At 69.3% G+C, this 24,260-nt stretch carries 18 protein-coding genes and 4 pseudogenes; 13 read left to right on the forward strand and 9 right to left on the reverse strand.

What is annotated here, in order from left to right:
* Nucleotides 1-104: 104 nt before the first annotated feature.
* The 3 genes and pseudogenes from AQJ46_RS57670 to AQJ46_RS39905 all read right to left on the reverse strand — a co-directional run.
* A pseudogene (locus AQJ46_RS57670) lies at nt 105-368 on the reverse strand (BCCT family transporter); the annotation flags it as partial.
* Nucleotides 369-425: 57 nt separating this feature from the next.
* A pseudogene (locus AQJ46_RS39900) lies at nt 426-1,503 on the reverse strand (chorismate-binding protein).
* A gap of 100 nt (nt 1,504-1,603) precedes the next feature.
* Complete coding sequence (locus tag AQJ46_RS39905; RefSeq protein ID WP_059210231.1) at nt 1,604-3,904, reverse strand: FdhF/YdeP family oxidoreductase; 2,301 nt, start codon at nt 3,902-3,904, stop codon at nt 1,604-1,606.
* 451 nt (nt 3,905-4,355) lie between these two features.
* Between AQJ46_RS39905 and AQJ46_RS39910 the strand changes: the two are divergent.
* A pseudogene (locus AQJ46_RS39910) lies at nt 4,356-5,528 on the forward strand (IS256 family transposase); the annotation flags it as partial.
* 345 nt (nt 5,529-5,873) lie between these two features.
* On the opposite strand, the pseudogene AQJ46_RS52980 reads toward AQJ46_RS39910, so the two are convergent.
* Nucleotides 5,874-6,038 (reverse strand): annotated as a pseudogene (locus AQJ46_RS52980) (pirin family protein); the annotation flags it as partial.
* Between the two features lie 171 nt (nt 6,039-6,209).
* Between AQJ46_RS52980 and AQJ46_RS39915 the strand changes: the two are divergent.
* Entirely contained in the window at nt 6,210-7,451 is a 1,242-nt protein-coding gene (locus AQJ46_RS39915; RefSeq protein WP_225887508.1) for a tyrosine-type recombinase/integrase, read from the forward strand.
* A 15-nt stretch (nt 7,452-7,466) separates the two neighbouring features.
* Nucleotides 7,467-7,661, forward strand: a complete 195-nt coding sequence (locus AQJ46_RS59145) for a Tn3 family transposase (RefSeq protein ID WP_107117411.1) — start codon at nt 7,467-7,469, stop codon at nt 7,659-7,661.
* 712 nt (nt 7,662-8,373) lie between these two features.
* Here the strand turns inward: AQJ46_RS59145 and AQJ46_RS59150 are convergent.
* The gene (locus AQJ46_RS59150) at nt 8,374-8,565 is read right to left on the reverse strand and encodes a hypothetical protein (RefSeq protein ID WP_063803892.1); all 192 of its coding nucleotides are present in this window, start codon (nt 8,563-8,565) and stop codon (nt 8,374-8,376) included.
* A 253-nt stretch (nt 8,566-8,818) separates the two neighbouring features.
* Here AQJ46_RS59150 and AQJ46_RS39925 point away from each other — a divergent pair, with 253 nt between their 5' ends.
* The gene (locus AQJ46_RS39925; protein WP_059210232.1) at nt 8,819-10,816 is read left to right on the forward strand and encodes a GDSL-type esterase/lipase family protein; all 1,998 of its coding nucleotides are present in this window, start codon (nt 8,819-8,821) and stop codon (nt 10,814-10,816) included.
* Between the two features lie 335 nt (nt 10,817-11,151).
* Here AQJ46_RS39925 and AQJ46_RS39930 read toward each other — a convergent pair whose 3' ends face one another.
* Nucleotides 11,152-12,843: a molybdopterin-dependent oxidoreductase gene (locus tag AQJ46_RS39930; RefSeq protein WP_079072634.1), complete on the reverse strand. Its 1,692-nt coding sequence runs from the start codon at nt 12,841-12,843 to the stop codon at nt 11,152-11,154.
* A gap of 26 nt (nt 12,844-12,869) precedes the next feature.
* Entirely contained in the window at nt 12,870-13,073 is a 204-nt protein-coding gene (locus tag AQJ46_RS39935) for a hypothetical protein (protein WP_059210233.1), read from the reverse strand.
* A gap of 217 nt (nt 13,074-13,290) precedes the next feature.
* Between AQJ46_RS39935 and AQJ46_RS39940 the strand changes: the two genes are divergently transcribed.
* Complete coding sequence (locus AQJ46_RS39940) at nt 13,291-14,538, forward strand: sensor histidine kinase (protein ID WP_059210234.1); 1,248 nt, start codon at nt 13,291-13,293, stop codon at nt 14,536-14,538.
* An 18-nt stretch (nt 14,539-14,556) separates the two neighbouring features.
* A complete protein-coding gene (locus AQJ46_RS39945) occupies nt 14,557-15,192 on the forward strand; it encodes a response regulator (protein WP_059210235.1) in 636 nt (211 codons plus the stop codon).
* 237 nt (nt 15,193-15,429) lie between these two features.
* Here the strand turns inward: AQJ46_RS39945 and AQJ46_RS56645 are convergent, their stop codons facing one another.
* Nucleotides 15,430-15,879, reverse strand: a complete 450-nt coding sequence (locus AQJ46_RS56645; protein ID WP_208617063.1) for a hypothetical protein — start codon at nt 15,877-15,879, stop codon at nt 15,430-15,432.
* 192 nt (nt 15,880-16,071) lie between these two features.
* Between AQJ46_RS56645 and AQJ46_RS59155 the strand changes: the two genes are divergently transcribed.
* Entirely contained in the window at nt 16,072-16,563 is a 492-nt protein-coding gene (locus AQJ46_RS59155) for a LacI family DNA-binding transcriptional regulator (protein ID WP_159064110.1), read from the forward strand.
* 305 nt (nt 16,564-16,868) lie between these two features.
* On the opposite strand, the gene AQJ46_RS39950 is transcribed toward AQJ46_RS59155, so the two are convergent.
* The gene (locus AQJ46_RS39950) at nt 16,869-17,804 is read right to left on the reverse strand and encodes a LysR family transcriptional regulator (protein ID WP_059210236.1); all 936 of its coding nucleotides are present in this window, start codon (nt 17,802-17,804) and stop codon (nt 16,869-16,871) included.
* A gap of 129 nt (nt 17,805-17,933) precedes the next feature.
* On the opposite strand from AQJ46_RS39950, the gene AQJ46_RS39955 reads away from it, so the two are divergent.
* From AQJ46_RS39955 to AQJ46_RS39980, 6 genes are all read left to right on the forward strand, one after another.
* The gene (locus tag AQJ46_RS39955) at nt 17,934-18,938 is read left to right on the forward strand and encodes a fumarylacetoacetate hydrolase family protein (RefSeq protein WP_107117412.1); all 1,005 of its coding nucleotides are present in this window, start codon (nt 17,934-17,936) and stop codon (nt 18,936-18,938) included.
* The gene (locus AQJ46_RS39960) at nt 18,935-19,924 is read left to right on the forward strand and encodes a cyclase family protein (RefSeq protein ID WP_225887511.1); all 990 of its coding nucleotides are present in this window, start codon (nt 18,935-18,937) and stop codon (nt 19,922-19,924) included. Before AQJ46_RS39955 ends, AQJ46_RS39960 begins: the two co-directional genes overlap by 4 nt.
* Nucleotides 19,925-20,037: 113 nt before the next feature.
* Entirely contained in the window at nt 20,038-21,177 is a 1,140-nt protein-coding gene (locus AQJ46_RS39965) for an FAD-dependent oxidoreductase (RefSeq protein ID WP_059210238.1), read from the forward strand.
* Nucleotides 21,174-22,202, forward strand: coding sequence for an amidohydrolase family protein (locus AQJ46_RS39970; RefSeq protein WP_225887512.1), 1,029 nt, complete (start codon nt 21,174-21,176; stop codon nt 22,200-22,202). Before AQJ46_RS39965 ends, AQJ46_RS39970 begins: the two co-directional genes overlap by 4 nt.
* A gap of 24 nt (nt 22,203-22,226) precedes the next feature.
* Nucleotides 22,227-23,165: a VOC family protein gene (locus tag AQJ46_RS39975; RefSeq protein ID WP_059210239.1), complete on the forward strand. Its 939-nt coding sequence runs from the start codon at nt 22,227-22,229 to the stop codon at nt 23,163-23,165.
* A 92-nt stretch (nt 23,166-23,257) separates the two neighbouring features.
* On the forward strand, nt 23,258-24,223 hold the full coding sequence (locus tag AQJ46_RS39980; RefSeq protein ID WP_059210240.1) for a fumarylacetoacetate hydrolase family protein: 966 nt from the start codon (nt 23,258-23,260) through the stop codon (nt 24,221-24,223).
* Nucleotides 24,224-24,260 lie beyond the last annotated feature (37 nt).

Here is a 24,260-nt window from a genome sequence, read left to right on the forward strand (position 1 = left end):
CGCAACACAGCATCGTTGAGTGCCGACCGGGGGTCAAGCAGCGCGACAAGGTTCCCGCAGCCGGTCGGGATCGCGGCCGGAGCAGCACGAACGCCCGGCGGGGCTCAGGGAGCGGAGGTGGAAGTGGACTGCGTAGGTTGTGTGGACTGCTGCGAGTGGTCGGCCTCCGTGCCATCGGAGGGCGCGCAGGGACCGATGCGGAGTTCGAAGTCGCCGTCGTACTTCTCATGGCCGGCGATGACGGCAGATTCGATGGCTTCCTCGCCTATGGGCCCGCGGATGATGAGCGGATCCTGGCGCAGATCTCGGGTGTGTGCGATACACAGGCCGACCATCACCAGGGTGAAGGGGGCTGCCGGGAGAATCGTTCAGCACGCCCCAGAAGACGACGAAGGCAGCGAGACAAGACCCGGCAGGGAGGGCAGTCAGCAGCCTGCGCGCGAGGGCGTTCCGGGGCTGGGCAGATACCCGCCCGACGCCACCCCCAGCAACCGCCGGGCTTTCAGCTGCGTCTCGGCCCACTTGCGCTCGGGGTCGGAACCCCAGGTGATCCCCGCCCCGGTGCCGAAGCGCAGTGACGGGCCGCCGACAGCAGCGCGGTCGATCCAGAACGTGCGGATACCGACGGCGAGTTGAGCCGTGGAGCGGTCGGCGTCGACCCAGCCGACCGCACCGCAGTACGGGCCGCGCGGCGCGGTCTCCAGCGCCGCGATGATGCGCAGCGCACTGGACTTGGGGGCGCCCGTGACGGAGCCGGGCGGGAAGGTTCCCGCGAGCAGCTCCGGCCATCCGGCGTGGTCGGCGAGTTCGCCGCGCACGGTGGACACCAGGTGCACCAGGCCGGGGTGCTCCTCGACGGCGCACAGGTCGGGAACGGTCACCGAGCCGGTGGCACACACACGTCCCAGGTCGTTGCGGACCAGGTCGACGATCATGACGTTCTCGGCGTGGTCCCTCTCCAGAAGGTCCGCGGCGGTCCGGCCGGTGCCCTTGATGGGGCCCGACTCCACCGTACGGCCGTCGCGGCGGAGGAAGAGCTCGGGCGAGGCCGTGGCGATCTCCACACCGTGCGCCGGAAGGCGGACCGTGCCGGCGTAAGGCGCCGGGTTGTCCCGGGCCAGTAACGCCGTGAGAGCGTCGGCGTCCGCCCGTTCCGGGTCGGGCAGCGGCGCGGACAGGACCCGGCACAGGTTCGCCTGGTACACCTCACCGGCCGCGATGTGCTCGCGGCAGCATCGATTATGCGGCTCCGCCGCGGGGCCGGACCCCGGCGATGCAGGCGGTCCGGTCGAGGGAGGACGTCCAGGTGTCCGGATGCGGGCCGCGCCACGCCGCGGGCTCGGCGGCGGGCACGGGCGCACGGCGTACGTCCCCGAAACGCGCGCACACCAGGCGCCCCTCGAAGTCGGCGACCACGGCCCAGAAACCGGTGGAGTCCAGGGCCGCGGGATCGCTGGTCACGTCCCGGAGATCGGTGGCGAGGAGGTCGCCGAAGCGGGCCATCGGGGCAGGGTCGTACAGCGGGCCGATCATCGGTCACCGCCTCTCCGGCAGGGAACGGTCGGCCGGCGGGCCGATGCACATCCGCCGGGCGAGAAGTGGGCTATGAGTCGGCGGATCGCGGTTCCAGCCGGACGACGACGGACTTCGACGTGGGGGTGTTGCTGATGGCCGCCGTGGAGTCCAGCGGTACGAGGACGTTGGTCTCGGGGAAGTAGGCGGCACAGCACCCTCGGGGCGTCGGGTACGACACGGTCCGGAAGGCGGGCGCCCTGCGCTCCACGCCGTCGCCGTACTCGCTGACGATGTCGACGAGGTCCCCGTCGGCGAGGCCGCGCTCGGCGAGGTCGTCGGAGTGCAGGAAGAGGACCCGGCGGCCCTGGTGGACACCGCGGTAGCGGTCGTCCAGGCCGTAGATGGTGGTGTTGTACTGGTCGTGGGACCGGAGCGTCTGCAGCAACAGCCGGCCCGGCGGGACCTTGGGGCTCTCCAGCGGGTTGGCGGTGAAGTTGGCCAGGCCGGTGGCGGTCGTGAACCGGCGCTCGTCGCGGGGCGGGTGCGGCAGGGCGAAGCCGCCCGGCTGCCGTACCCGGGTGTTGAAGTCCTCGAAGCCGGGGATCACGCGTTCGATGCGGTCGCGGATGCGGTCGTAGTCCGACGCGAAGTCGCCCCATGGCATCTGCGGACCTGTTTCCCCGAGGGTGGCCGCTGCCATCCGGCAGATGATCGCGACCTCGCTCAGCAGGTGCTCGGACGCGGGCGCGAGCCGCCCTCGCGAGAGGTGCACCATGCCCATGGAGTCCTCCACCGTGACCAGTTGGGGCCCGCTGGGCCGCAGGTCGGCTTCGGTCCGTCCGAGGCACGGAAGGATGAGGGCCTGCTCTCCGGCGATGACATGCGAGCGATTGAGCTTGGTCGAGATCTGGACGGTGAGGCGGCAACGGCGCAGCGCCTGCTCGGTCAGCTCGGTGTCGGGGGCCGCGGCGACGAAGTTGCCGCCCAGCGCGACGAAGACCCGTACGTCACCGTCGCGCATGGCGCGGATGCTGTCGACGGCGTCGTGCCCGTGGTGCCGCGGGGGCGTGAACGCGAACTCGGCGCCGAGCGCGTCCAGGAACGGGTCGTCCGGCTTCTCGTAGATGCCCATCGTGCGGTCGCCCTGCACATTGGAGTGGCCGCGCACCGGGCAGAGGCCGGCGCCGGGGCGACCGATGTTGCCGCGCAGCAGAAGGAAGTTGACGACGTCGCGGATGGTGGGCACGGAGTGCTTGTGCTGGGTGAGTCCCATCGCCCAGCAGACGACGATCTTCTCGGCGGCCAGCACGTGGTCGAACGCTTCCCGGATCTCCGCCTCGGGCAACCCGGTGGCCTGAAGGATCTCGTCCCACGACGCCTTGCGGGCGTGCTCGGCGAACTCCTCGAAGCCATGTGTGTACCGCTCGATGAAGGAGGCGTCCAGGGTGCCGGGCGTCTCGTCCTCCGCCTCCAGCAGCATGCGGTTGAAAGCCTGGAACAGCGCCTGGTCGCCGCCCAGCCTGATCTGGAGGAACTGGTCCGCCAGCTTGGTGCCGCCGCCGATGACACCGGAGGGCTTCTGTGGGTTCTTGAACCGGATCAGTCCCGCCTCGGGCAGCGGGTTGACGGCGATGACGCGGGCACCCTGCTGCTTGGCCCTCTCCAGCGCGGAGAGCATCCGGGGGTGGTTCGTGCCGGGGTTCTGGCCCACCACGAGGATGAGATCGGCCTCGTAGAGATCTTCCAGGCTGACGCTGCCCTTGCCGATGCCGATGGTCTCCACAAGGGCCGAGCCGCTGGACTCGTGGCACATGTTGGAGCAGTCCGGCAGGTTGTTGGTACCGAAGGCGCGCACGAAGAGCTGGTAGAGGAACGCGGCCTCGTTGCTCGCCCGTCCGGAGGTGTAGAAGGCGGCCTGGTCCGGATTGTCGAGCGCGTCGAGTTCGCGGGCGATCACGGCGAACGCGTCGTCCCAGGAAATCGGCCGGTAGCGGTCGGCGCCGGCCGGGCGGTACATGGGGTGGGTGAGACGTCCCTGCTGCCCGAGCCAGTAGTCGCTGCGCGGAAGCAGATCCTCCAGGGTGTGCTCGGCGAAGAAGTCCGGGGTCACCCGGCGCACGGTGGCCTCCTCGGCCACCGCCTTGGCACCGTTCTCGCAGAACTCCGCCCTGTGCCGGTGGTCGGGCTCGGGCCAGGCACAGCCCGGACAGTCGAAGCCCTGCTTCTGATTGACCCGGAGCAGAGTGAGGAGGCTGCGACGGGCCCCCATCTGTTCGCCGGCATGCCGCAACGAGGAGGTGACCGCGGGGAGACCGGCGGCGTACTCCTTCGGCGGGCCGACCCGCAGTCGGGCGTCGCCGGGGTCCTCGGCAGGTGGCTTGCGAGTCATCTGTAGCGCTACTCCGCGGTAATAGGGGAAACAGAGCCATTCCATCGCCGGGCATCGCGGCCGCCGTTCGGGGAGCCGCCCCACCAGAGATAGGCCTGTTGCTAATTACACAACAGTATCTTGATACGCAACAGCCCTAAGGAAGCCCGACCCGCGGGCCCCCTGTCAAGGCCACCGCTCTGCCGATTCGAGGCGGCGCCCGGCTTGCACACCGCCCTCGTCGCGGCAGACACCGAAGGTGCGATTGACTGTGCGCCCGGCCAGGCGGAACTACCTTCCAGCCCTGGACAACGCCCGCACACGCAGCGCGAGGCCCGGGTTGCGTCCATGGAGATGGTGTACGGGTTCGACCTGATCCGGGGGTTTGCTCCGGCGTCAGGATGATGCCCGCATAGATGAACGGCCACCGGCTGATCTTCGAGGTGTCGAAGCCTCGAAGGAGATCAGCACGATGACCGCACCCGACAGTCTGCCCCTGCACGCCCTCGCCGAGGACAACCTCGCCGCGGCGAGTCCCGATCTGCTGCGCGCGATGATCAAGACGTTCGCCGATGCCCTCATGTCCGCCGAGGCCGACGCTCTCTGCAACGCCGAATACGGGCAGGTCAGCGACGAGAGGGTCAACCACCGCAACGGATATCGCCCGCGCGAGTGGGACACGAGGGCCGGCACCGTCGAACTCGCCATCCCCAAGCTCAGGAGCGGGAGTTACTTCCCGCACTGGCTTCTGGAACGACGTCGCCGAGCCGAGCAGGCCCTCATCTCGGTGGTCGCCACCGCCTACCTGCTGGGCGTGTCCACCCGCCGTGTCGAGAAGCTCGCCGAGTCGCTCGGCGTCACTCAGCTGTCCAAGTCGCAGGTCTCGGCGATGGCCCGGCACCTCGACGAGCAGGTCGCTGCCTTCCGCAACCGGCCCCTGGATCAGGGCCCCTACGCGTTCGTCTGGGTCGATGCGCTGACCCAGAAGGTCCGCGAGGGCGGCCGGATCATCAACGTCCACGCCCTGATCGCGGTCGGTGTCAACGCCGACGGTCACCGCGAGATCCTCGGCATCGACGTCGCCACCGCCGAGGACGGCGCCGGCTGGCTGGCCTTCCTGCGCTCTCTGATCGCCCGCGGCCTGTCCGGCGTCCAGCTGGTCATCTCGGACGCGCACGCCGGCCTGGTTGACGCCATCGGCGCGGTCCTGCCCGGAGCAGGATGGCAGCGATGCCGCACTCATTACGCCCGCAATCTGCTCAGCCAGGTCCCGAAATCGGCCCAGCCGTGGGTGGCCACGCTGCTGCGGACCGTCTTCGAACAACCCGACACCGACGCCGTGAAGGCCCAGATGCAGCACGTCCTGGACGCACTGGAGGCCAAGTTTCCCAAGGCCGCAGCCCACTTGGACACCGCCCAGCACGACCTGCTGGCCTTCACCGCGTTTCCGCGTGAGATCTGGCGGCAAATCTGGTCGAACAACCCGCAAGAGCGCCTGAACAAGGAAATCCGCCGCCGCACCGACGTGGTCGGCATCTTCCCCGACCGTGCCGCCGTTATCCGCCTGGTCGGCGCCGTGCTGGCCGAGCAGAACGACGAGTGGACCGAGGCCCGCCGCTACATGGGACTCGACCAGCTGGCAAGGCCCGCCTCCACCCGATCGAGTCAGAAACCAACGACACCACCCTGCCCACCGAACTCACCGCATAGCCTCAAAACGAGATCACCGAGTGGCCGTCGATACACCACTTCCGCGGACGTGACCGAGGCCCGCCGATCAGCACCAGCACCTGGCTCAACTACGCGTCAGGTCAGCGTTCACCCGGGCCGCCATCAAACCCGCGAAGCTCCGCGCAAGCGACTGGGCTTCGGGAGGACCTGCCCAACCTGGCCTGACCAAGGGTCAGAAGAGTCGGCAAAGGTCAGCGAGAGGTCTGCCACAGCTGCCCGCGGCCGCCCTCCAGCAGGCGGCCGACAACATCCGCGCAGGTCAGCGCACCCTCCCCCGCGGCTTCAACGGCAGGGGCGGAAGTTCCGGAGCGGGCAGCGGATCACCGTCGTACCCCTTCACCTCACCGAAGCGGGAACCCGACATCCAGTCCGCCCGCGCCTGTTCGATCTCTTCCTGGGACCGCCCGATCCAGTTCCAGAACATAGCTGGCCCTGTGCGCATATTCGCAGGTCAGCAACGATCTGAGGCTCTGGCGGTCAGCAAACTGTCAGCATCGGGCGTATGGGGTCAGCAGGTCATGCCTTCGGTTGTGTTGAAGCGTGGGATGGGTTCGTTTTTTAAGGAGTGTGAGCATCGGCGGTCGCGGTGGTCGAAGTGTCCGCACTTCTACAAGATCCGTTACCGGGCGGCGGGTGGGGTCAGAGGGAGGAGTCGGGGTTCGCGACCCAGGATCGGGCCGCCGAGCGGTTGGTGGAGATCTACAACGGGAAGAAGGTTGCTCCGCGGGGGCGGGTGAGGGCGGAGCGGGTCGCGACGTACGGGGCGATGCGGTTCGGGGAGTATGCGGCGGGATGGAAGGCCGCCCAGCGTGACCTGGGGCCGGCGTCTGTGAGGCACCTGGAGTCGCTGCTGGACATTCATCTGCTGCCGCAGCTGGGAAGCCGTCGGATGGAGACTTTCGACCACAAGGTCGTCGAGGGTTTCCTCCAGACGATGGAGCGCAACGGGGTGGGACTGGCGGCGCAGTCCAACGCGTTCGACAAGCTCAAGGCGATCCTGCTGGACGCGCACCGGCTGGGGCTGTTCGACGGCAACCCGGTGGCCGGCATCAAAGCGCCGCAGTACGACCCCAAGCGGGTGGTGATCCCCTCACCCGCCCAGTTGCAGCAGATACGTTCCGCCGACGACGACAGCTTCACGCTCGTCACCGACCGGATGAGCGGATGCGGGATGCGGGATGCGGGATGCGGGATGCGGGATGCGGGATGCGGGATGCGCAACGGTGAGGCGTTCGCCGTGAACGTCAACAACATCGTCGCCGACGACGTCTACCGGATCACCGAACAGGTCAATCGGACCACGTGTCGGTACGACCGGCTCAAACACCGCCGGCCCGACGAATACCGGGACGTGCCCCTGCGTGCCCGCACGCGGCGGACCATCGAGTGGTACGCGGACAAGCACGGCACCGTCGACGGCTACGTGCTGCGTCATCCCGGCGACCCGTCGCGCACCTTTCCCCACTACCACATCGCCAACCAGTGGAAGCGGATCAAGAAAGCCGGGCAGAGGGACATCCCCGAGGGAATGGTCGTCTACAGCTTCCGGCACTTTTTCGCCTTCGCCACCGCCCTCACCGACCCCGCGCCCGTGCCGCGCGGCCACTACGACGTCCCGCACTCCCATCTGGTCATCCGGGTCGACGCCCGCAAGGCCCGCCGCAGCAGCGCACCGACCACGCGTCCCGCGCCGGCACCCACCACGGAGACGGCCGCTGCTGTGGGGCCGGGGCCGCTGAACCACGCGGCGCGGCCCCGGCCGCGCCGCACCCCCATCACGCCTCTCCAAAACGCGACACAGCGACACATCGACCTCGCACCGGTCGACGAACACTGAGAGGAGGTCCTTCACGTGATCGGCTTGATGCATTACGGCACCGTCAGTGCACACACCGCCCTGCGGATCCTCACCATCAACGGCAAGCCCACCAGCCTCGGAACAGCGATCATCGCCTTCGGACGCATCGCGAAGACCCGCCATGCTGGGCCTCTACGACAACCCCGATTTCCGGCGGCGGATCGAGGCCCAGAGCCGCCTTCACTATGAGCGCCACGAACCCGCCAAGCGCATCTGCCACGACTCGACGGCCCCTTCCCCGAGTACTAGCCGGGCCTCGAAGACCGGCTCGGCGCCCTGGGTCTCATGCGCAACTGCGTGGCCATCTTCAACACGACTACATCCAGAAGATCATCGCCAAACTCCGCGCGCAGGGTCAGGTCATCTCCGAGAACAAGCTCTGCCAGCTTTCCCCGCTGATTCACCGCCACATCAACATGCGCGACCAGTTCCGCTCCGAGTTGACCACCGAGAGCATGTTCGTGATCCCCGACCCGGGCCCCGTCGCCACCACTGACGGCATCTCCATCAACGGGCCCGGCGTAGAAGGCCGCTGAGCAGCATCCTCCTCCCCCCTACCCGGGCTGGCGCCTCCCAGAGGCGCCGGCTCCCTCATGCCAGCCCATGGCCGTGTGACCCGCAAGGCGGTGCTGTTCGCGCCAACGCCACGTCATCTTGTCACCGAGCCGCGAAAGCACAGCCTGACGAGGATCCGCCGGAACGAAGTCTTCAAGACCAGCCAGCCAAGGCGCCTCCCGGCGACATGCGTCCAGTAGCCCGCTCACGGTCACAGCCTTGGCGGAAGGCCACCCGGTTGACGGCACAGCCAGCAGCTGCTGAAGGACGTCGCCGACCGACGCCCATCTTGCACCGGCGGGCCGCCCCTTTTGCCGGGACTGTTCCTGGGTCGGCGGCGACTTCCTCAACCGGCGTCCATGACCTCCTCACCGATGCTCATCCCGGCGGCGTCATGATGGACCCGGGCGGTGGTGCAGCTCGCACTGACCAGAGACAAGTCCGTCTTCCTCTGGCGGTCGGCCTCGGCGATCACGCCTTCCAGCAGTGCGGTGCAGACGCCGGCGTCCCTCCAGGCCCGGAAGCGGCCGTAGACCACAGGCCGAACTCGCCCGGCATCTCCCGCCACTGACTACTGCAACGGAACCGCCGGATCACCCCCACGAACTGCTCCCACAACCGTCCGAGGTACGGGCCGTACTCGCCGATCGGCAGAGAACGGCTCGATCAACCTCCACTGCCTGCCGGTGAATTGCCTGCCTCACGCGAACCCTTGACGCTGAACCGTTTCATTGCTTCTCTCGAAAGGCTGCTTCTGGGAGCGCTCCCATCCCACGCCGAAAGGGACCCCTGTGCAGACCACCCCCCACGCCACCTCCTTACGCCGCCTCGCCCGTACCCTCGCTGCGCTCGTCACGGCCGTTCTCATCGCCTGCCTGCTGTCCTGGACGGGGAGCTCCCCCGCCCAGGCCGCGCCGGGTGACGGCTCGGTCTCCGACCCCAACATCGTCTACGTCGGGCGCTGGGACACCAGCGCCGGCACGGCGGCGGTGCCCTCCTGGACCGGCGCCTACCTGCAGACCGCCTTCACCGGCACCACGGTGAAGGTCAAGGCGAGAGACGCGGTCAACCTGTACGCCGGCATCGACGGCGGCCCCGACGTCTTCCACCCCGGCGTGCGAGGCACGGTGAACCTCACTCCCCAGCCGTTGTCCGCCGGCACCCACACCCTGCGCATTGCGTACCGCTCCGGCGACACCGTCTTCCAGGGCCTGGTGCTGGACCCCGGCGCGCACACGGTCGCGCCGAACACCCCGTCCCGGCTCGTCGAGTTCGTCGGCGACTCCATCACCGCCGGCGCCCTCACGGACCGACTCGCACTCGACTCGTACGCCTGGAAGACCGGCGAGCATCTGGGGGCGCGCCACACCCAGATCGCCCGATCCGGCCACTGCCTCGTCGCCCAGTCCGGATGCACGGGCCTGAGCACGCAGTTCTTCAGGACGGCGAGCACGGGCGGCCAGAACTGGGACTTCTCCCGCTACCGGGCGGACGCCGTCGTCATCAACCTGGGCACCAACGACATCGGCCACGGCGTGACCGGCGCCGCCTTCCGGTCGGCGTACACCACCTTCCTCGCCGACCTTCGCGCCACCTACCCGAACGCACAGCTCTTCGCCGTGCAGACGCTCAAGAAGCGCTACGTCACCGAGACCAGGGCGGCCGTCACCGCCCGCGCCGACGCCGGTGACAGCAGGGTGCACTACGTCGACACCACCGGCTGGCTGACCGACGGCACCGACTACGAGGACGGCAACGGGCACCCCAACGAGGCGGGCCACACCAAGTTCGCGAACCGCCTCGCCCCCGTCATCGCCGCCCGACTCGGCGACCCTGCATCCACCCTGGCGGCCGCTCCCGGCCAACCCGGCGACCCGAACATCAAGTTCGTGGGCCGCTGGGACACCAGGACCTCCACCGCCTACACCCCGTACTGGGCCGGCGCCTACTACCGGGTCGGCTTCACCGGCCGGACCGTCCAGCTCAAGCAGCGCGGGACGATCGACTTCTGGGCGCGGATCGACAACGGCCCGGTGAAGTTCTACGACGACGTCAAGGGGACGGTGAACCTGACGCCCTCCCCGCTGTCCGCCGGCAACCACACCCTGCAGGTCAACTACCAGGTGGTCGCCGGTTCCTACCGGGGTGACGCCGTCTTCCAGGGGCTGGTCCTCGACAGCGGCGCCACGACATTCGCACCGTCGGCGCCCGGCAAGCTGATCGAGTTCGTCGGCGACTCGATCACGGTGGGGACGACGTCGTCGCAGAACGCCCGCACCGCGTACGGCTGGCTGATCGGGGAACGGCTCGGCACCGAGCACACCCAGATCGCCCAGGGCGGCGCCTGCCTGGTCGCCGCGGCGGACGGATGCGTCGGCCTGGAACGGCAGTTCACCAAGCTCAACCCGAACGCGGCCACCCCCGACTGGGACTTCTCCCGGTACCAGGCGAACGCCGTCGTCATCAACCTCGGCACCAACGACGTGGGGCACGGGGTCAGTTCCGCGCAGTTCCAGACGGCGTACACCAGCCTGCTGCGCAAGGTCCGCGCCGCGTACCCCCAGGCGTGGATCTTCGCGTTGGAGACCTTCCGCGGCCGGTACGTCCCGCAGACCCAGGCGGCGGTCAAGGCGGCCGTCGACGGCGGCGACTCCCGGGTGTCCTTCGTCGACACCACCGGCTGGCTGGGTTCGGGCGACCTGACGGACTCGGTCCACCCCAACGACCAGGGGCACCGCGTCATCGCGGACCGGCTTGCGCCGGTGATCGCGGCGCGGCTCGGTATGTGAGGGAGGGCCGGGGCCGCCGGGCACCCGCGCAGGCGGGCGCCTCCGCCGCCTGCGCGTACCTGCGCGGTCGCCCCTAGGGCCCCGGCTCCGGCTCGACGGCGAGACCGCCGCCCCCGGTGCCGACCAGGTCGGGGCAGGCTTGCGAGCCACTGTGGATCTCCCACTCCTGCCGGCAGCGAGCGGTTGTTCAGTACCCAAGGTCATCCGTCGGCGGGCCACCTCGGTGTCCGTGGGTACGAGGGCCGCCGTCGGCAGCCCAGTCGCCCACGGCGCCGACGGTCGCAGCCCTTTGACGATTCCGAGTCAGGCGGGAACTCCCGCCCGGCGGGGAATGCTCAGGCAACCGTGACCTTGATCGTGTGCCGGCCGGTCGCCCCGTCGGGCAACGGCTCGTGCACCTGTCCTGTCTGCACCTGGCCGGTGTTGTCGGTGGCGCGTACTTGCAGCCGATGCTCGCCGGGCGTCGCCTGCCACGGCCAGCTCCACTGCCGCCATGTGTCCACCGACGGCACCGCCGCGAGCTGTGCCCACTGCCATGGCCCGTCATCCACACGGACCTCCACCGCGGACACCCCACGATGTTGCGCCCATGCCACCCCGGCCACCACCACCAGACCTTCCTTCAGACGCCTGCCCGCGGCCGGTGTGTCGATCCGCGACTGTGTCTTCACCGGAGCCAGCGCCGCGTAGTCCCGGCGTACCCAGTAGGCGCTGAAGTCCGAGAAACGACTCAGCTCCAGCTCCGTCAGCCACTTCGTCGCCGATACGTACCCGTACAGCCCGGGCACCACCATCCGGACCGGAAATCCGTGCTCGATGGGCAGTGGCTCCCCGTTCATGCCGACCGCCAGCAACGCGTCTCGCCCGTCGCGCAACGCTGCCGTCGGTGTGCCGGCGGTGTAGCCGTCCACGGAACGGCTCACCACCTGATCCGCGCTGTCAACAGGATCGACTTCATCCAGCAGATCCTTGATCGGTACCCCCAACCACCGCGCGTTGCCGACCAACTCGCCGCCGACCTCGTTGGACACGCACGCCAGCGTGATGTAGCGCTCCACCATCGGCCGTGCCAGCAATTGCTCGTACGTCAGCGTCAGCGGCCGTTTCACCCGGCCATGAATCCTCAGCCGCCAGTCCTTCGGTTCCATCTGCGGCACCGTCAAAGCGGTGTCGATCCGGTAGAAGTCCGCGTTCCTGGTCACGAACGGATCCACCCCAGGCACGCCGACGGAGACCTTGGCGGGCAAGGGTGCTGCCGGGCTCGACGGCGTCGGGAGAACCACCGCGGCCCGGGCCGCGGCCACCCGCTGTGCCCAGAGCCGACGTCCGCCCGGTACGGCCACCGCGGCCGCGCCGATCGCCCCGACCGCCAGCGCGAGAAACCGTCGTCGGCCCGGTGGCTGTCCCGCGCAGTCCAGCACTGACTTGCCGGTGTCCGACGACGGTGAGCCGGCTCCCCGCACGGGGGTGTGGGTTCCCTGTGCCGCCACGTCCGTATCCGGGCCGGTGTCGTCCCCCAGGCCGGTGTCGTCCCCCAGGTCCTGCGCCGATACCGCGGCACGGCGCGGCAGGGTCCGGCGCAGCAGCACCAGAAGGCCGGCAGCGGCCAGTGCACCGGCCACTGTCGGCAGCGGGTACGCCCACGTGGCGCTGGGCCGGGTGGCTGACGCGAGTACACCGATCATCCCGAACACGGCGACGCCGGCCAGCCCGTACCAGAGCCGGCGCATGGCCAGTACACCGATGAACGCGGCGAACACCGCCAACACCAGCACGATTCCCGCCTGCAGTGCCAGCTTGTCGTACGTGTAGAACACCGCGACGGCGAACTCCTTGACCGGGGTCGGCGCTGCGTTCACGGCGACGCCCCCCACCGCCACCAGGGGCGCCGAGGGCCCACCCGTCGCGGCTGCCACCAACTCACCGAGGCCCAGGGCGAGTGCGGTGGCCGCGACGCCGGCAAGCTCGCCGTACCACTGCTTGGGCGGTCTTCCCGGTGCCGGCCGATCTGTCTTCCGCGTCTCCATGTCGATACCGGACATCTGATCGGCGCTTATCGGCTCACCCGGCGCAGCCGGGCGAGGCCGACACTCAGCACGACCAGACCGACGATCGCCACGACCGGCCCGACGACCGCCCACAGCGTCACGCCGCTCATCGCCGAGCCCTTCATGACATCGAGTCCCTGCAAGGTCCAGCCGACGCCGACAAAGGCAAGCAGTGCGCCGAGGCCGAGGACGAACCAGTTCTTCTTCATGGGGTATCTCCAGGTGTGGAGCCGAAGTGCTCGACATCGAGCGTGACGGCTCTGTGGCCGCGGCGGCGACAACGCTTGGTTGGACCCCGTCGTCAACCGATCGACGTACCCACGGCTCCACTGGTGCGTGGACGCTCCTCGGCACCGAGTCGGGCACTGTGGATCCGGGCGCCCGTAGACTGGCGGCCAGATCTCGGTGGGCGAAGGTGGGCAGGTCGTGGCAGTGCGCAGCACCGTCGACTTCGGACACCGCTACCGCGTCGGATGGCATGTCCTTGTCGGCGCCGTCGCTATACCGCTTGCCGTCGCCATAGCGGCCGACGTCTCGGTGGCGCTCGGACAACGCCTGCTGGCCCTCGGCACCCTCGCTGTCATCGTCGCCTGCTACGCCCTGGTCGCTCCGCGGGCCATGGAAAACCGCGACGAGCGTTGGGGTGCGGCCTATTTCGCCGTCCTGGCGGTCGCGTTCCCGCTCCTGCTCGCCATCGCCCCGATCGCCGGCGCACTGCTGTTCGCGCTCTGCCCACAGCTGTTCGTGATGGTCGCAAGGTGGCGGGTGCGCCTACCGCTGTTGTTGGTCCTCTACGCCGAGCTCGCCTGGGCCATGGTGGCGCGGGCGGGAGTCAGCCGCTACACGCTGGCGATGGTCGGCGTGACCGTTCTGGTACCCATGGCCGTGACGATCCTCGTGGGCGCCTATTTGACCGGCATCCGCGAGCAGAACCGCAAGCGGGCCGCGCTGATCGAGGAACTGACCCGGACGCGGGCCGCACTGGAACGTGCGGGCCACGAGGCAGGCGTCCATGCCGAACGTGAACGTCTGGCTGCCGAGATCCACGACACCCTGGCACAGGGCTTCACCAGCATCCTCATGCTCGCCCAGGTCGCACGGACGACCCTGCTCCGTGATCCGACGGCCGCCGACGGCCAGCTCGACATCCTGGAGAAGACCGCGCGCGAGAACCTCGCGGAGGCACGCTCGCTGATCGCCGCATCGGCCCCGGTCGACCTGACCGGCCGCGGGCTAGCGGATGCGCTGGACCGGCTCGCCGCCCGGCATGCTCGCGACACGGGTACGCGCGTCGAGGTCTCGATCGTCGGTGAGCGGTCCGGCACATCCACCGGCATCGACATCGCCCTGCTGCGCACCGCGCAGGAGGCCCTGGCCAACGTCGCCAAGCACGCCGCCGCGACGGCGGTGCGGATCGAGCTGCGCCAGGATCCCGACCTCATGGCGCTGGCGGTGACCGATGACGGCCAGGGCTTCGACCCGGCCACCGTCCGGGGCGGATACGGCCTGCTCGGCATGCGCACCCGCGCCTCCAGCCTCGGCGGAACCTGCACGGTGCGATCGGTTCACGGCCAGGGCACCACGGTGCGGGTCGAGCTGCCGCCGGCACCGGCCGAGCAGGCGGCGCGTAGCCTGCAGCCTGTGCTTGATCTCAGCTCCACACCCGACCACTGAGCGGGCGGAACCGGCTCGATGACTGTCCAGATCCTGATTGTCGATGACCATCCCGTCGTACGCTTCGGCCTCCGCGGCATGCTCGAGGCCTACGACGACCTGCGGGTCGTCGGCGAGGCCGGCTCCGGCGACGAGGCGATCGTCCTCGCCGCCGCGATGCGCCCGGACGTCGTCCTGATGGACCTGCGGATGCCCGGTACCGACGGCACCACCGCGACGGCGCGCATCCGTCAGGAGCATCCCGGCATTCGCGTGCTCGTGCTCACCACCTACGAAGGTGACGCCGACATCCTGCCCGCGATCGAGGCCGGCGCCACCGGCTACCTCCTGAAGGACACCCCGATCGGTACCCTGACCGACGCGATCCGGGCGGCGGCCCGCGGTGAGACCGTCCTCGCCCCGCCGGTGGCCGCCCGGCTGGTGACTCACCTTCAGGCTCCGGCCGGGGAGCAGCTGACCCCACGCGAGGTTCAGGTACTCGGCCTCGTCGCGCGGGGTCTGTCCAACGCCGAGATCGGTCGGCAGCTGTACATCGGCGAGGCGACGGTGAAGACGCACCTGCTGCGAACCTTCGTCAAACTGGGTGTCAACGACCGCACCGCTGCCGTCACCGTCGCCCTGTCACGCGGCGTCCTCACCTCCCCTCAACGGTGATCGCCGCATGCCGGCCATCGCGTACGTCGGGCGACTCGCGCCCCTTGGATTCAACCTCTCCGAGTTGCGGTCCCGGGGTGTGGACGGCCGCGCGGTCGCCGACACCCTCGGGAGACCGAGTACGAACAGGATGGGAAGCCAACAGGGTTCCTGCGTTGATGAGTTGAGACCTCTCGGACTCCAGATGAGCGACGGCCGGTCATCTGTTGCGTTCCCGACGGCAGGCCCACGCCGTGGTCACTGCCCAACGCCGCTCATGATGGCGTTGACGATGCCCGGTTGGGTCACGGTGTAGGAACGTCGGTCGAACAGGCCGAACCCGTACTGTCCGTTCGCACCGTTGTCCCAGTAGACGCTGACTTCTCCGTACTTCTTGGCTGTGGCCGCGACGGTGTGCGCGAAGTCAGCACGATATCCGTTGTTCGCCGAGTCGAACGACGACTTGTCGATCGCTCCGTTCGCACCTTCTGTGATCGGATCGATGATCGAGCGCGCCGACCGGAGCCGGGAACGGTGCGCGTGACGCGAGGGCCAATCGAATTGAATTCGACGGCCGTGAGATGGTGAGCCATTCCGCTCCCTAAGCGCAGATATGGCGAGCGCGTTTGTCGAATTTCCCGTCGAAGCGTTTCGACGGAAAATTCGATGATCTGGTTCCGCTTCTTCCAGACGAGAAGATAAAGTCATGCCGCAGCCATGACAACAGGCGCCAGGCTAAAAAATTGATGTCCCACCAAGGGCTTGTGAAGACGGCACGTTAACGTTAACGCTCCTCGACCTGGTGCCGGATCCGACGCGAACGGCATCCCGTCGTCCGCCACGGCCAGTGACCGACCGGTGGTGATCGGCGAGGTGGCACGGCGAGCGGGTGTCTCGGCGATGACCGTCTCCCGCGTACTGAACGAGCGGCCCGGGGTCGGGGACGACACCCGCGTCCGCGTGTTCGCCATCGCAGCCGAACTCGGCTACCGACCCAACAGGCTTGCGCACGCACTGGTGACCGGCAGGTCGCAGGTGCTGTCGGTGGTGAGTTTCGACACCGCCCAGTACGGTTCCGCGGCCACGGTCTTCGGCGTCGAACAGGCGGCGCGCCAGGCCGGCTACGCCGTGCAGATCACCACGTTGCGTTCCAGCGACCCGTTGCCCGCCCGAGCCGTCGTGGAGGGGCTCGTCTCCCAAGCAGTCGCCGGCCTCATTCTCGCTCGCGGCGCGGCACGACTGGACCGCACAGGCATGGCGGCACCTTCCCGCCGACCGGCCCGCGGTCGCACTCGACGTCGGCATCGAGCAGGAGGGCGGCCCGGTGATCGGACTCGAACAGACGACAGGAGCACGCCAGGCCACGGAGCACCTGCTTGCTCTCGGCCATGACACCGTGTGGGACGTCGCAGGGCCGAGCGACCAGCCATCGGCCCGAGCCCGCGAACGCGCCTGGCGAGAGGCCCTGGTCGCCGCCGACCGAACGCCATCCTGGTCGCGCTGCGGCCCGAACTGGTCGTGCGGGGCAGCAGCGGCCCTCCTCCCTGACGGCGGAGCGGAACCTGCGGTGCGGGCACGGCCCGGCGAACCGGCCAGAGTCGCAGCAGCTGTTCACATCGGGTCCACGCGGCGGCCGCCCGTCCGGGTCGGCTGGGGCCTGGGAGTGCCATCCGCCTCTGCAGGGCATGGCCCCACCCTCATTCCGGCGGAGGGGACTGCGCAGGCCGACCGGCCTCCATCATCTCGGCGACCCGGGCCATCGTCTCCCGCAGCCACATGTGCGCCGCGTCGTGCATGTGGACCGGATGCCACCACAGGGCCTGCTGGATCGGCACGGCGTCATAGGGCGGTTCCATGATGCGGACGTGTGCGAGTCCGTCCAGCTCGTCGGCGAGACGCCTCTGAAGGAGAGCTACCCGGCGGGTGCCCGCGACCAGAAGTGGCATCAGCTGGAAACTGTCGACGGAGACCGCCACGCGCGGCTCGATGCCGAGCATGGCGATCTGGCGGGCAGCAGGGGCGTCGTAGGCCCGTTGGTACGTCACCCAGGGCATTCGGGCCAGGTCGTCGAGGGTGAGCCGCTCGCCGACCTCCGGGTTGTCGTCCGCGACGAGGAAGACCCAGCTGTCCTGGTAGAGCTCGACCATGGGGAAGCCACGAATGATGCCGTGGGGCAGCAGCAGCCCGTCCACGGTGCTGAGCAGCGACCCGGTGTCATCGATGATTTCGTTCGGTACCTGTTTGAACCTGAGCCGGATGCCCGGTGCCTCGGCTTGGATGGTGCGGGCGAGCTCGGTGCCGTAGACGGCGACCGCGTAGTCCGAGGCGATCAGCGTGAACTCGTGTTCCTCGCGGGAGGGGTCGAATTCTGCCTGACTGGCGAAGACGCGCTCCAGCAGGTCGCACGCGGTGGTGGTCCGGTCGAGGAGGGCCCGCCCGAGGGCGGTCAGTTCGTACCCTCCGCCCACCCGGGCGAGCAGGTCGTCGTCGAAGTGGCGGCGCAGCCGGGCCAGGGCCGCGCTCATCGCGGGTTGACTGAGCCCGATGCGCTGGCCGGCCCTGGTGACGTTGCGCTCCTGCAGGAGGGCGCGCAGGGCAACGACGAGGTTGAGGTCCAGGCTGGCCAAGTTCACGAAGCATCCCAATTCCGGAGCCGGCACCATCGGTATTCACCGGCTGGATTCACCTATACATGAAATCGATTTCCCTGATTGCAATCTACCGGGCCAGATTAGTGGCACCGCAATCGGGAGGAAATCTCCGTGACATCCGCAGCCACGTCGGCACCCTTCACCCCCTTCTCCGGACCGTTCGCCATCGGCACCCTTTCGGCACCGGGCGGGACCAGGTTCCCGAGCCTCGTGACACCGGAGGGCCGAGCACTCGATCTGCGCACGGCACTGGACGCACCCGCGTTGACCACGCTCACGCTCCTGGAGCGCTGGGACGAGGAGCTGCCGCGGCTGCACACCCTCGCCGGGGACCCGACGCGCGACTGGCGGCCGCTGGCGGAGATGACGGTGCACGCGCCCGTCGAGCCCCGGCAGATCTTCCAGTCCGGCGCCAACTACCGGCAGCACGTGATCGACCTGGCGGTCGCGCACCGCGCCCCGGACGCCCCGGGCACCGTCGAGGAGGCCCGCGCCGAGGTCGCGGCGGTCATGGACAAGAGGGCCGCCGAGGATCTGCCGTACGTCTTCATCGGTCTGCCGACCACGATCAGCGGCCCCTACGACGACGTCGTGCTGCCCGCCTGGGCCGAGAAGCCCGACTGGGAGCTGGAGGTGGCCGCGGTGATCTCCCGCCCCGCCTACCGGGTCACCGTGGAGGAGGCGCTGGAGCACGTCGCGGGCTACACCATCGCCAACGACCTGACCGACCGCGCGAGTGTCTTCCGCCGGGACATGCCCCCGATCGGCACCGACTGGCTGCGCAGCAAGAACGCCCCCGGTTTCACCCCGCTCGGCCCGTGGATCGTCCCGGCCGGCTCCATCGCCGACCCGTCCGACCTGCAGGTCACACTGAAACTCAACGGCGAGACCATGCAGGACGAGTCCACCAAGGACATGATCTTCGGTGTCGCACGGTTGGTCTCGTACATCTCCCAGGTCGCCCGGCTCCTCCCCGGCGACCTGGTTCTGACCGGCAGCCCGGCCGGCAACGGCATCCACTGGGGCCGGCTGCTGCGCGACGGCGACGTGATGGACGGGTCGGTCACCGGGCTCGGCGCCCAGCGCACCCGCTGTGTCACGGAGGTGGCCCGATGAGCCAGATCAGCCAGATGAGCGCCGACCGTATCGACCGTACGGATCCCGAGGCGGCGATCGCCGATGCCGCGAAGGCGTACTCGAACTGGGGCCGCTGGGGCGAGGACGACGTGCTCGGCACGCTCAACTTCCTCGACGAGGCCAAGCGCCGCGAGGGCGCGGCCCTGATCCGCGACGGCATCAGCTTCTCCTTGTCACAGGCCTTCGACATGGACGGCCCGCAGAGGGGCTGGCGGCGGCGTACCAACCCGGTGCACACGATGCTCGCCACCGGCACCGACGCGGCTCTGGGCGGCCAGGGCTTCCCGCACGGTTTCGGTGGCGCCGACGACGTAATCGCCATGCCCCTGCAGTGCTCCACCCAGTGGGACGGGCTCGGGCACATCTTCGATCACGGCAAGGCGTGGAACGGCCGCCCGGCGGAGAAGGTCGTCACCTGCGAAGGCGATCTGGTCACCGGCATCGAGCGCATGGCGCCGCACGTCGCCGGGCTAGGCGTCCTCCTCGACGTGGGCCTGGTCATCGGCCAGGACGGCGAACTGCCCGACGGCTTCGCCATCACCGAGGAGCACCTGACCGCAACAGCCGAGGCGCACGGCGTGACCGTCGGGCGTGGTGACCTGGTCCTCGTGCGCACCGGACGGCTGGCCCGCGCCCGCCACGAAGGCTGGGGCGACTACGCGGGCGGACCGGCGCCGGGGTTGAGCTTCAGTACGGCCGGCTGGCTGCACCGGAGCGAGATCGCCGGGATCGCCACCGACACCTGGGGCTTCGAGGTGCGGCCCAACGAGTTCGACCACGCCTTCCAGCCGCTGCACCAGGTCGCCATCCCCCACATCGGCCTGCTCATCGGTGAGATGTGGGACCTCGACGCCCTCGCCGCACATTGCGCCGGGGACGGCCGGTACGCGTTCTGGCTCACCGCCGCGCCGCTGCCCATCACCGGGTCCGTCGGCTCACCGGTTAACCCCATCGCCGTCAAGTAACGCCCTGGACGGCCGGGCGGGCCGCGGCCGGACGGCTACGCCACCCTCGCCCGCCCGGCCCGCGACACCCCCTTGCCGCTCGCAGTCGCGCGGCACCATCTCAGGGAGAACCCATGAACGACCCCCGTCCCCCGACCGTCCTCGTCATAGGCGGCGGCGCATCCGGCAACGCCGTGACCGTGCTGCTGCGGCGGGCGGGCATCGCTGTGGAACTGATCGAGGCCAAACCCGACTGGAACGTGCTCGGCTCCGGCATCACCCTCCAGGGCAACGCGCTGCGCGTACTGCGCGAAGTGGGCGTATGGGACGAGGTCCGGGAGAGCGGTTACGCCGTCGACGCCGTCGGCATGGCCGCGCCCGACGGGACCGTGTTCCACGTCCAGCAGGACTTCCGCACCGGTGGGGACGACCTGCCCTCGATCTTCGGCATGCAGCGGCCCCGGCTGCAGGAGATCCTGTGTGAGGCCGTTCGCGAGAGCGGCGCGGTGGTACGCCTCGGCACCACCGCCGAGGAACTGGTCCAGGACGCGTCCGGCGTCACCGCCCGGTTCAGCGACGGCACCGAGGGCCGCTACGACCTTGTCATCGCCGCCGACGGCGTCGGCTCCCGCACGCGCGCGATGATCGGCATCAGCGACAAGCCCGAACCGACCGGCATGGCCATCTGGCGCGTCCCCGTGCCCCGCCCCGACAGCGTGGAGCGCATGACCCTGGCCTACGGCGGTCCGTGCTACATCGCCGGCTACTGCCCGACCAGCAAGAACACCATCTACGCCTACCTCGTCGAGGCCAACCGCGACCGCGCCTCCATCGACCCGGCCTCGTACGCGGACGAGATGCGACGGCTGGCCGCGCCCTACGGGGGTGCGTGGCCGGAGATCGCCGCGAGCATCACCGACACCGCCAAGGTCAACTACACCTGGTTCGACCGGCTGCTCGTCGAGGGTTCCTGGCACCGCGGGCTGGTCGTCCTGATCGGTGACGCGGCCCATGTCTGTCCTCCCACGCTCGCCCAGGGCGCGGCCATGTCGCTGGAAGACGCCTCCGTACTGGCCGAGATGCTGAGCCAGGAGCAGGACTGGAGTTCCCTCGACGCCCTGCTGACCGGCTTCTACGAACGCCGGATCAACCGTGTCCGCATGGTGGTCGAGGCATCCGTGCAACTCGGTCAGTGGCAGCTGGACGGCGTCCGTGACGCCGACGCACCCGGTCTGATGAGCCGCACGATGTCCGCCCTGCAGGAGACCCCGTGAACCCCGTGAGTCACCAGAACAGCGCACCCACGATCGACGTCCACGCGCACGTCCTGCTCCCTCAGGTCGAGGACGCCGTCGCCGGGCACCCCGGTCTGGCCGCGGCCCGCGATCTCGACGCCCGCCGCAACGGCCCCGAGGCCATCGCCGTCAGCGGCCCGATGTTCCGGGACTGTTTCCCGAGGCTGACCGACGTCAAGGCCCGGCTCGCCGCGATGGACGCCTCCGGGGTCGACGTCCAGCTGGTCTCGCCGTCTCCCTCGCACTACCACTACTGGGCCGACGAGGACCTGGCCCGTACGGTGTGGGAACTGGCCAACGAAGGCACCGCCGCGCACGTCGCCCAGGCTCCGCAGCGGCTGCACGGCCTCGGCCTCGTCCCGCTCCAGCATCCGGGCCTCGCCGTCGAAGCCCTCGATCACGCCCTCGGCCTGGGCCTGCGCGGTGTCGAGATCTCGAGCCACGCGCCGGGAGGCGAACTGTCGGACCCCGCGTACGAGCCGTTCTGGGCCCGGGCCGAGGAAACCGGCGCGATCCTCTTCCTGCATCCCTTCGGCTGCACGCTCGACGAGCGCCTCAATCGGTGGTACCTGTCCAACACCGTCGGCCAGCCGACCGAGAACGCCGTCGCGCTGTCCCATCTGATCTTCTCCGGAGTCCTGGACCGGCACCCGGGGTTGCGTATCGTCGCCGCCCACGGCGGCGGCTATCTGCCCACCCACATCGGCCGCTCCGACCACGCCTGGCTCGCCCGCACCGACACCCGCGGCTGCGCGCACCCGCCCAGCAGCTACCTCAAGCAGCTGTACTTCGACTCCCTCGTCCACGACCCGGACGTGCTGCGCGAACTGATCCGGGTGGCCGGCCCCGACCGGGTCCTGCTCGGCTCCGACTTCCCCTTCGACATGGGCACCGACGACCCGCTCGGCGCTCTGCGCGACGTCACGGACCTGCCCGCCCCCCACTTCCACGCCGTACGCGGCGGCAATGCGGCAGCGCTGCTCCGCCTTGTCGGAACCGTCTGAACCTCACAGAGGAGAACCCCCACCATGAGCACACGTCTGCTCACCCACCTTCGCCACGTCGACCTCGCCGTGCCGGACTACGACAAGCAACTCGACTTCTACGCCGGCGTCTGGGGCCTGACCAAGGTCGCCGAGGACTCCGGCATCTCCTTCCTGGCCGCCGAGGGCTCCCCCGAGCAGTACATCGTCCGGCTCCGCAAGGCCGAGGAGAAGCGCCTCGACCTCATCTCCTACGGCGCGGCGAACCCCGCCGACGTGGACACGCTTGCCGAGCAACTCCTCGCAGGTGGGGTGCAGTTGATCTCCCAGCCGGGCAAGGTCGACACCCCCGGCGGCGGCTACGGCTTCCGCTTCTTCGACATCGACGGCCGCACCATCGAGGTCTCGGCCGACGTCGAGGCGCGCCGGCACCGTCGTATCGAGGAGAAGGAGTCCATCCCCGTCCGTCTCTCGCACGTCGTCCTGAACTCCCCCGACATCAACGCCACCCGTGCCTGGTACGAGCAGCACCTCGACTTCCGGCTGTCCGACACGATGACCTTGCCGCACATGGGCGACGTCATGCACTTCATGCGGATCAGCAACCAGCACCACTCCATGGCCATCGCCAGCGGTCCGCACACCTCCCTGCAGCACCTCTCCTTCGAGATGCGCGGCATCGACGAGTACATGCGCGGCTCCGGCCGCGTGATGCGCTCCGGCGCCCGCAAGATCTGGGGCCCCGGGCGGCACATGGCGGGCGACAACACCTTCACGTACTTCCTCGACCCGCACGGCAACACCGTGGAGTACACCACCGAGCTCGAACAGCTGGACGAGGACACCTGGCACCCGCACATCTACGACCTGACGAAGCCCGAGAACGCCGACCAGTGGGGCACGTCCAACCCGATGAACGAGATGGTCGCCAAGGAGATGCTCAACGACGTCGACCGCGGCGTCTTCGTCGCTCCGCCGGTCTGACCCCCTGACTCCGGGGGCTCGGCGTACTCCCCCGCCTGCCATGCCGCCGGGCCCCCGGCCTGTGTCAACCCACCCAGCAGCCTAGGAAAGCCATGCGTTTCGCCACGTACGAACAGCACGGCCGCAGCCGTCTCGCCACCGTCGAGGACGACGGCACCCTCTACCCCTGCCCCGTCACGGGGACACTCCTCGACCTGATCCAGGCCGGTCCCGAGGCACTGCGCGAGGCGGGCAACGCAAGCCTGGACGTGCCGCGCGGGCCGCACGTCTCCCAGGTGCGACTGCTGCCGCCGCTCCAACCGCCGTCCGTACGCGACTTCGTCACCTTCGAGGAACACGTCGAGGGCGTACGACGCAGCATCGACGGAGTCCCGGGCGCCCCGGACGCCTGGTACGACGCGCCCACCTTCTACTTCACCAACCCCTACGCCGTCATCGGCGCCCACGACGACGTCCCCGTGCCGCCCGGCAGCCAGGCACTGGACTTCGAACTCGAAGTCGCCGCGGTCATCGGACGCGAGGGCCGCGACCTCACCCCCGAGCAGGCCCGCGACCACATCATCGGCTACACGATCTTCAACGACTGGTCCGCGCGCGACCTCCAGTCCCGCGAGATGCAGGTCCACCTCGGCCCCTGCAAGGGCAAGGACACCGCCACCACCCTCGGCCCCTGCCTCGTCACCGCGGACGAACTGGAGCCCTACCGCGACAGCGACGGATTCCTCCGCCTGGCACTGACCGCCGAGATCAACGGCGAGGTCGTCGGCAAGGACCTGCTGTCCAATATGAGTTGGACCTTCGAGGAGATGGCCGCCTACGCCTCCAGGGGCACTTACGTACGCCCCGGCGACGTACTCGGCTCCGGCACCTGCGGCAACGGCGGCTGCCTCGCCGAACTCTGGGGCGTACGCGGCCGCCAGGACCCGTCACCGCTCAAGCCCGGCGACACCGTCACCCTCACCGTCGAGGGCATCGGCACCGTCTCCAACACTGTGGTACCGGGTGCCGAACCGGTGGCCGTCCCTCGTGCCCGTACGCGCCCGCGAACGCGCCCGTGAACCGCGCACACCCCAAAGCTTCCTGGCCGGGCACCGG

The sequence above is a fragment of the Streptomyces canus genome, from assembly GCF_001514145.1.
Classification (GTDB): domain Bacteria; phylum Actinomycetota; class Actinomycetes; order Streptomycetales; family Streptomycetaceae; genus Streptomyces; species Streptomyces canus.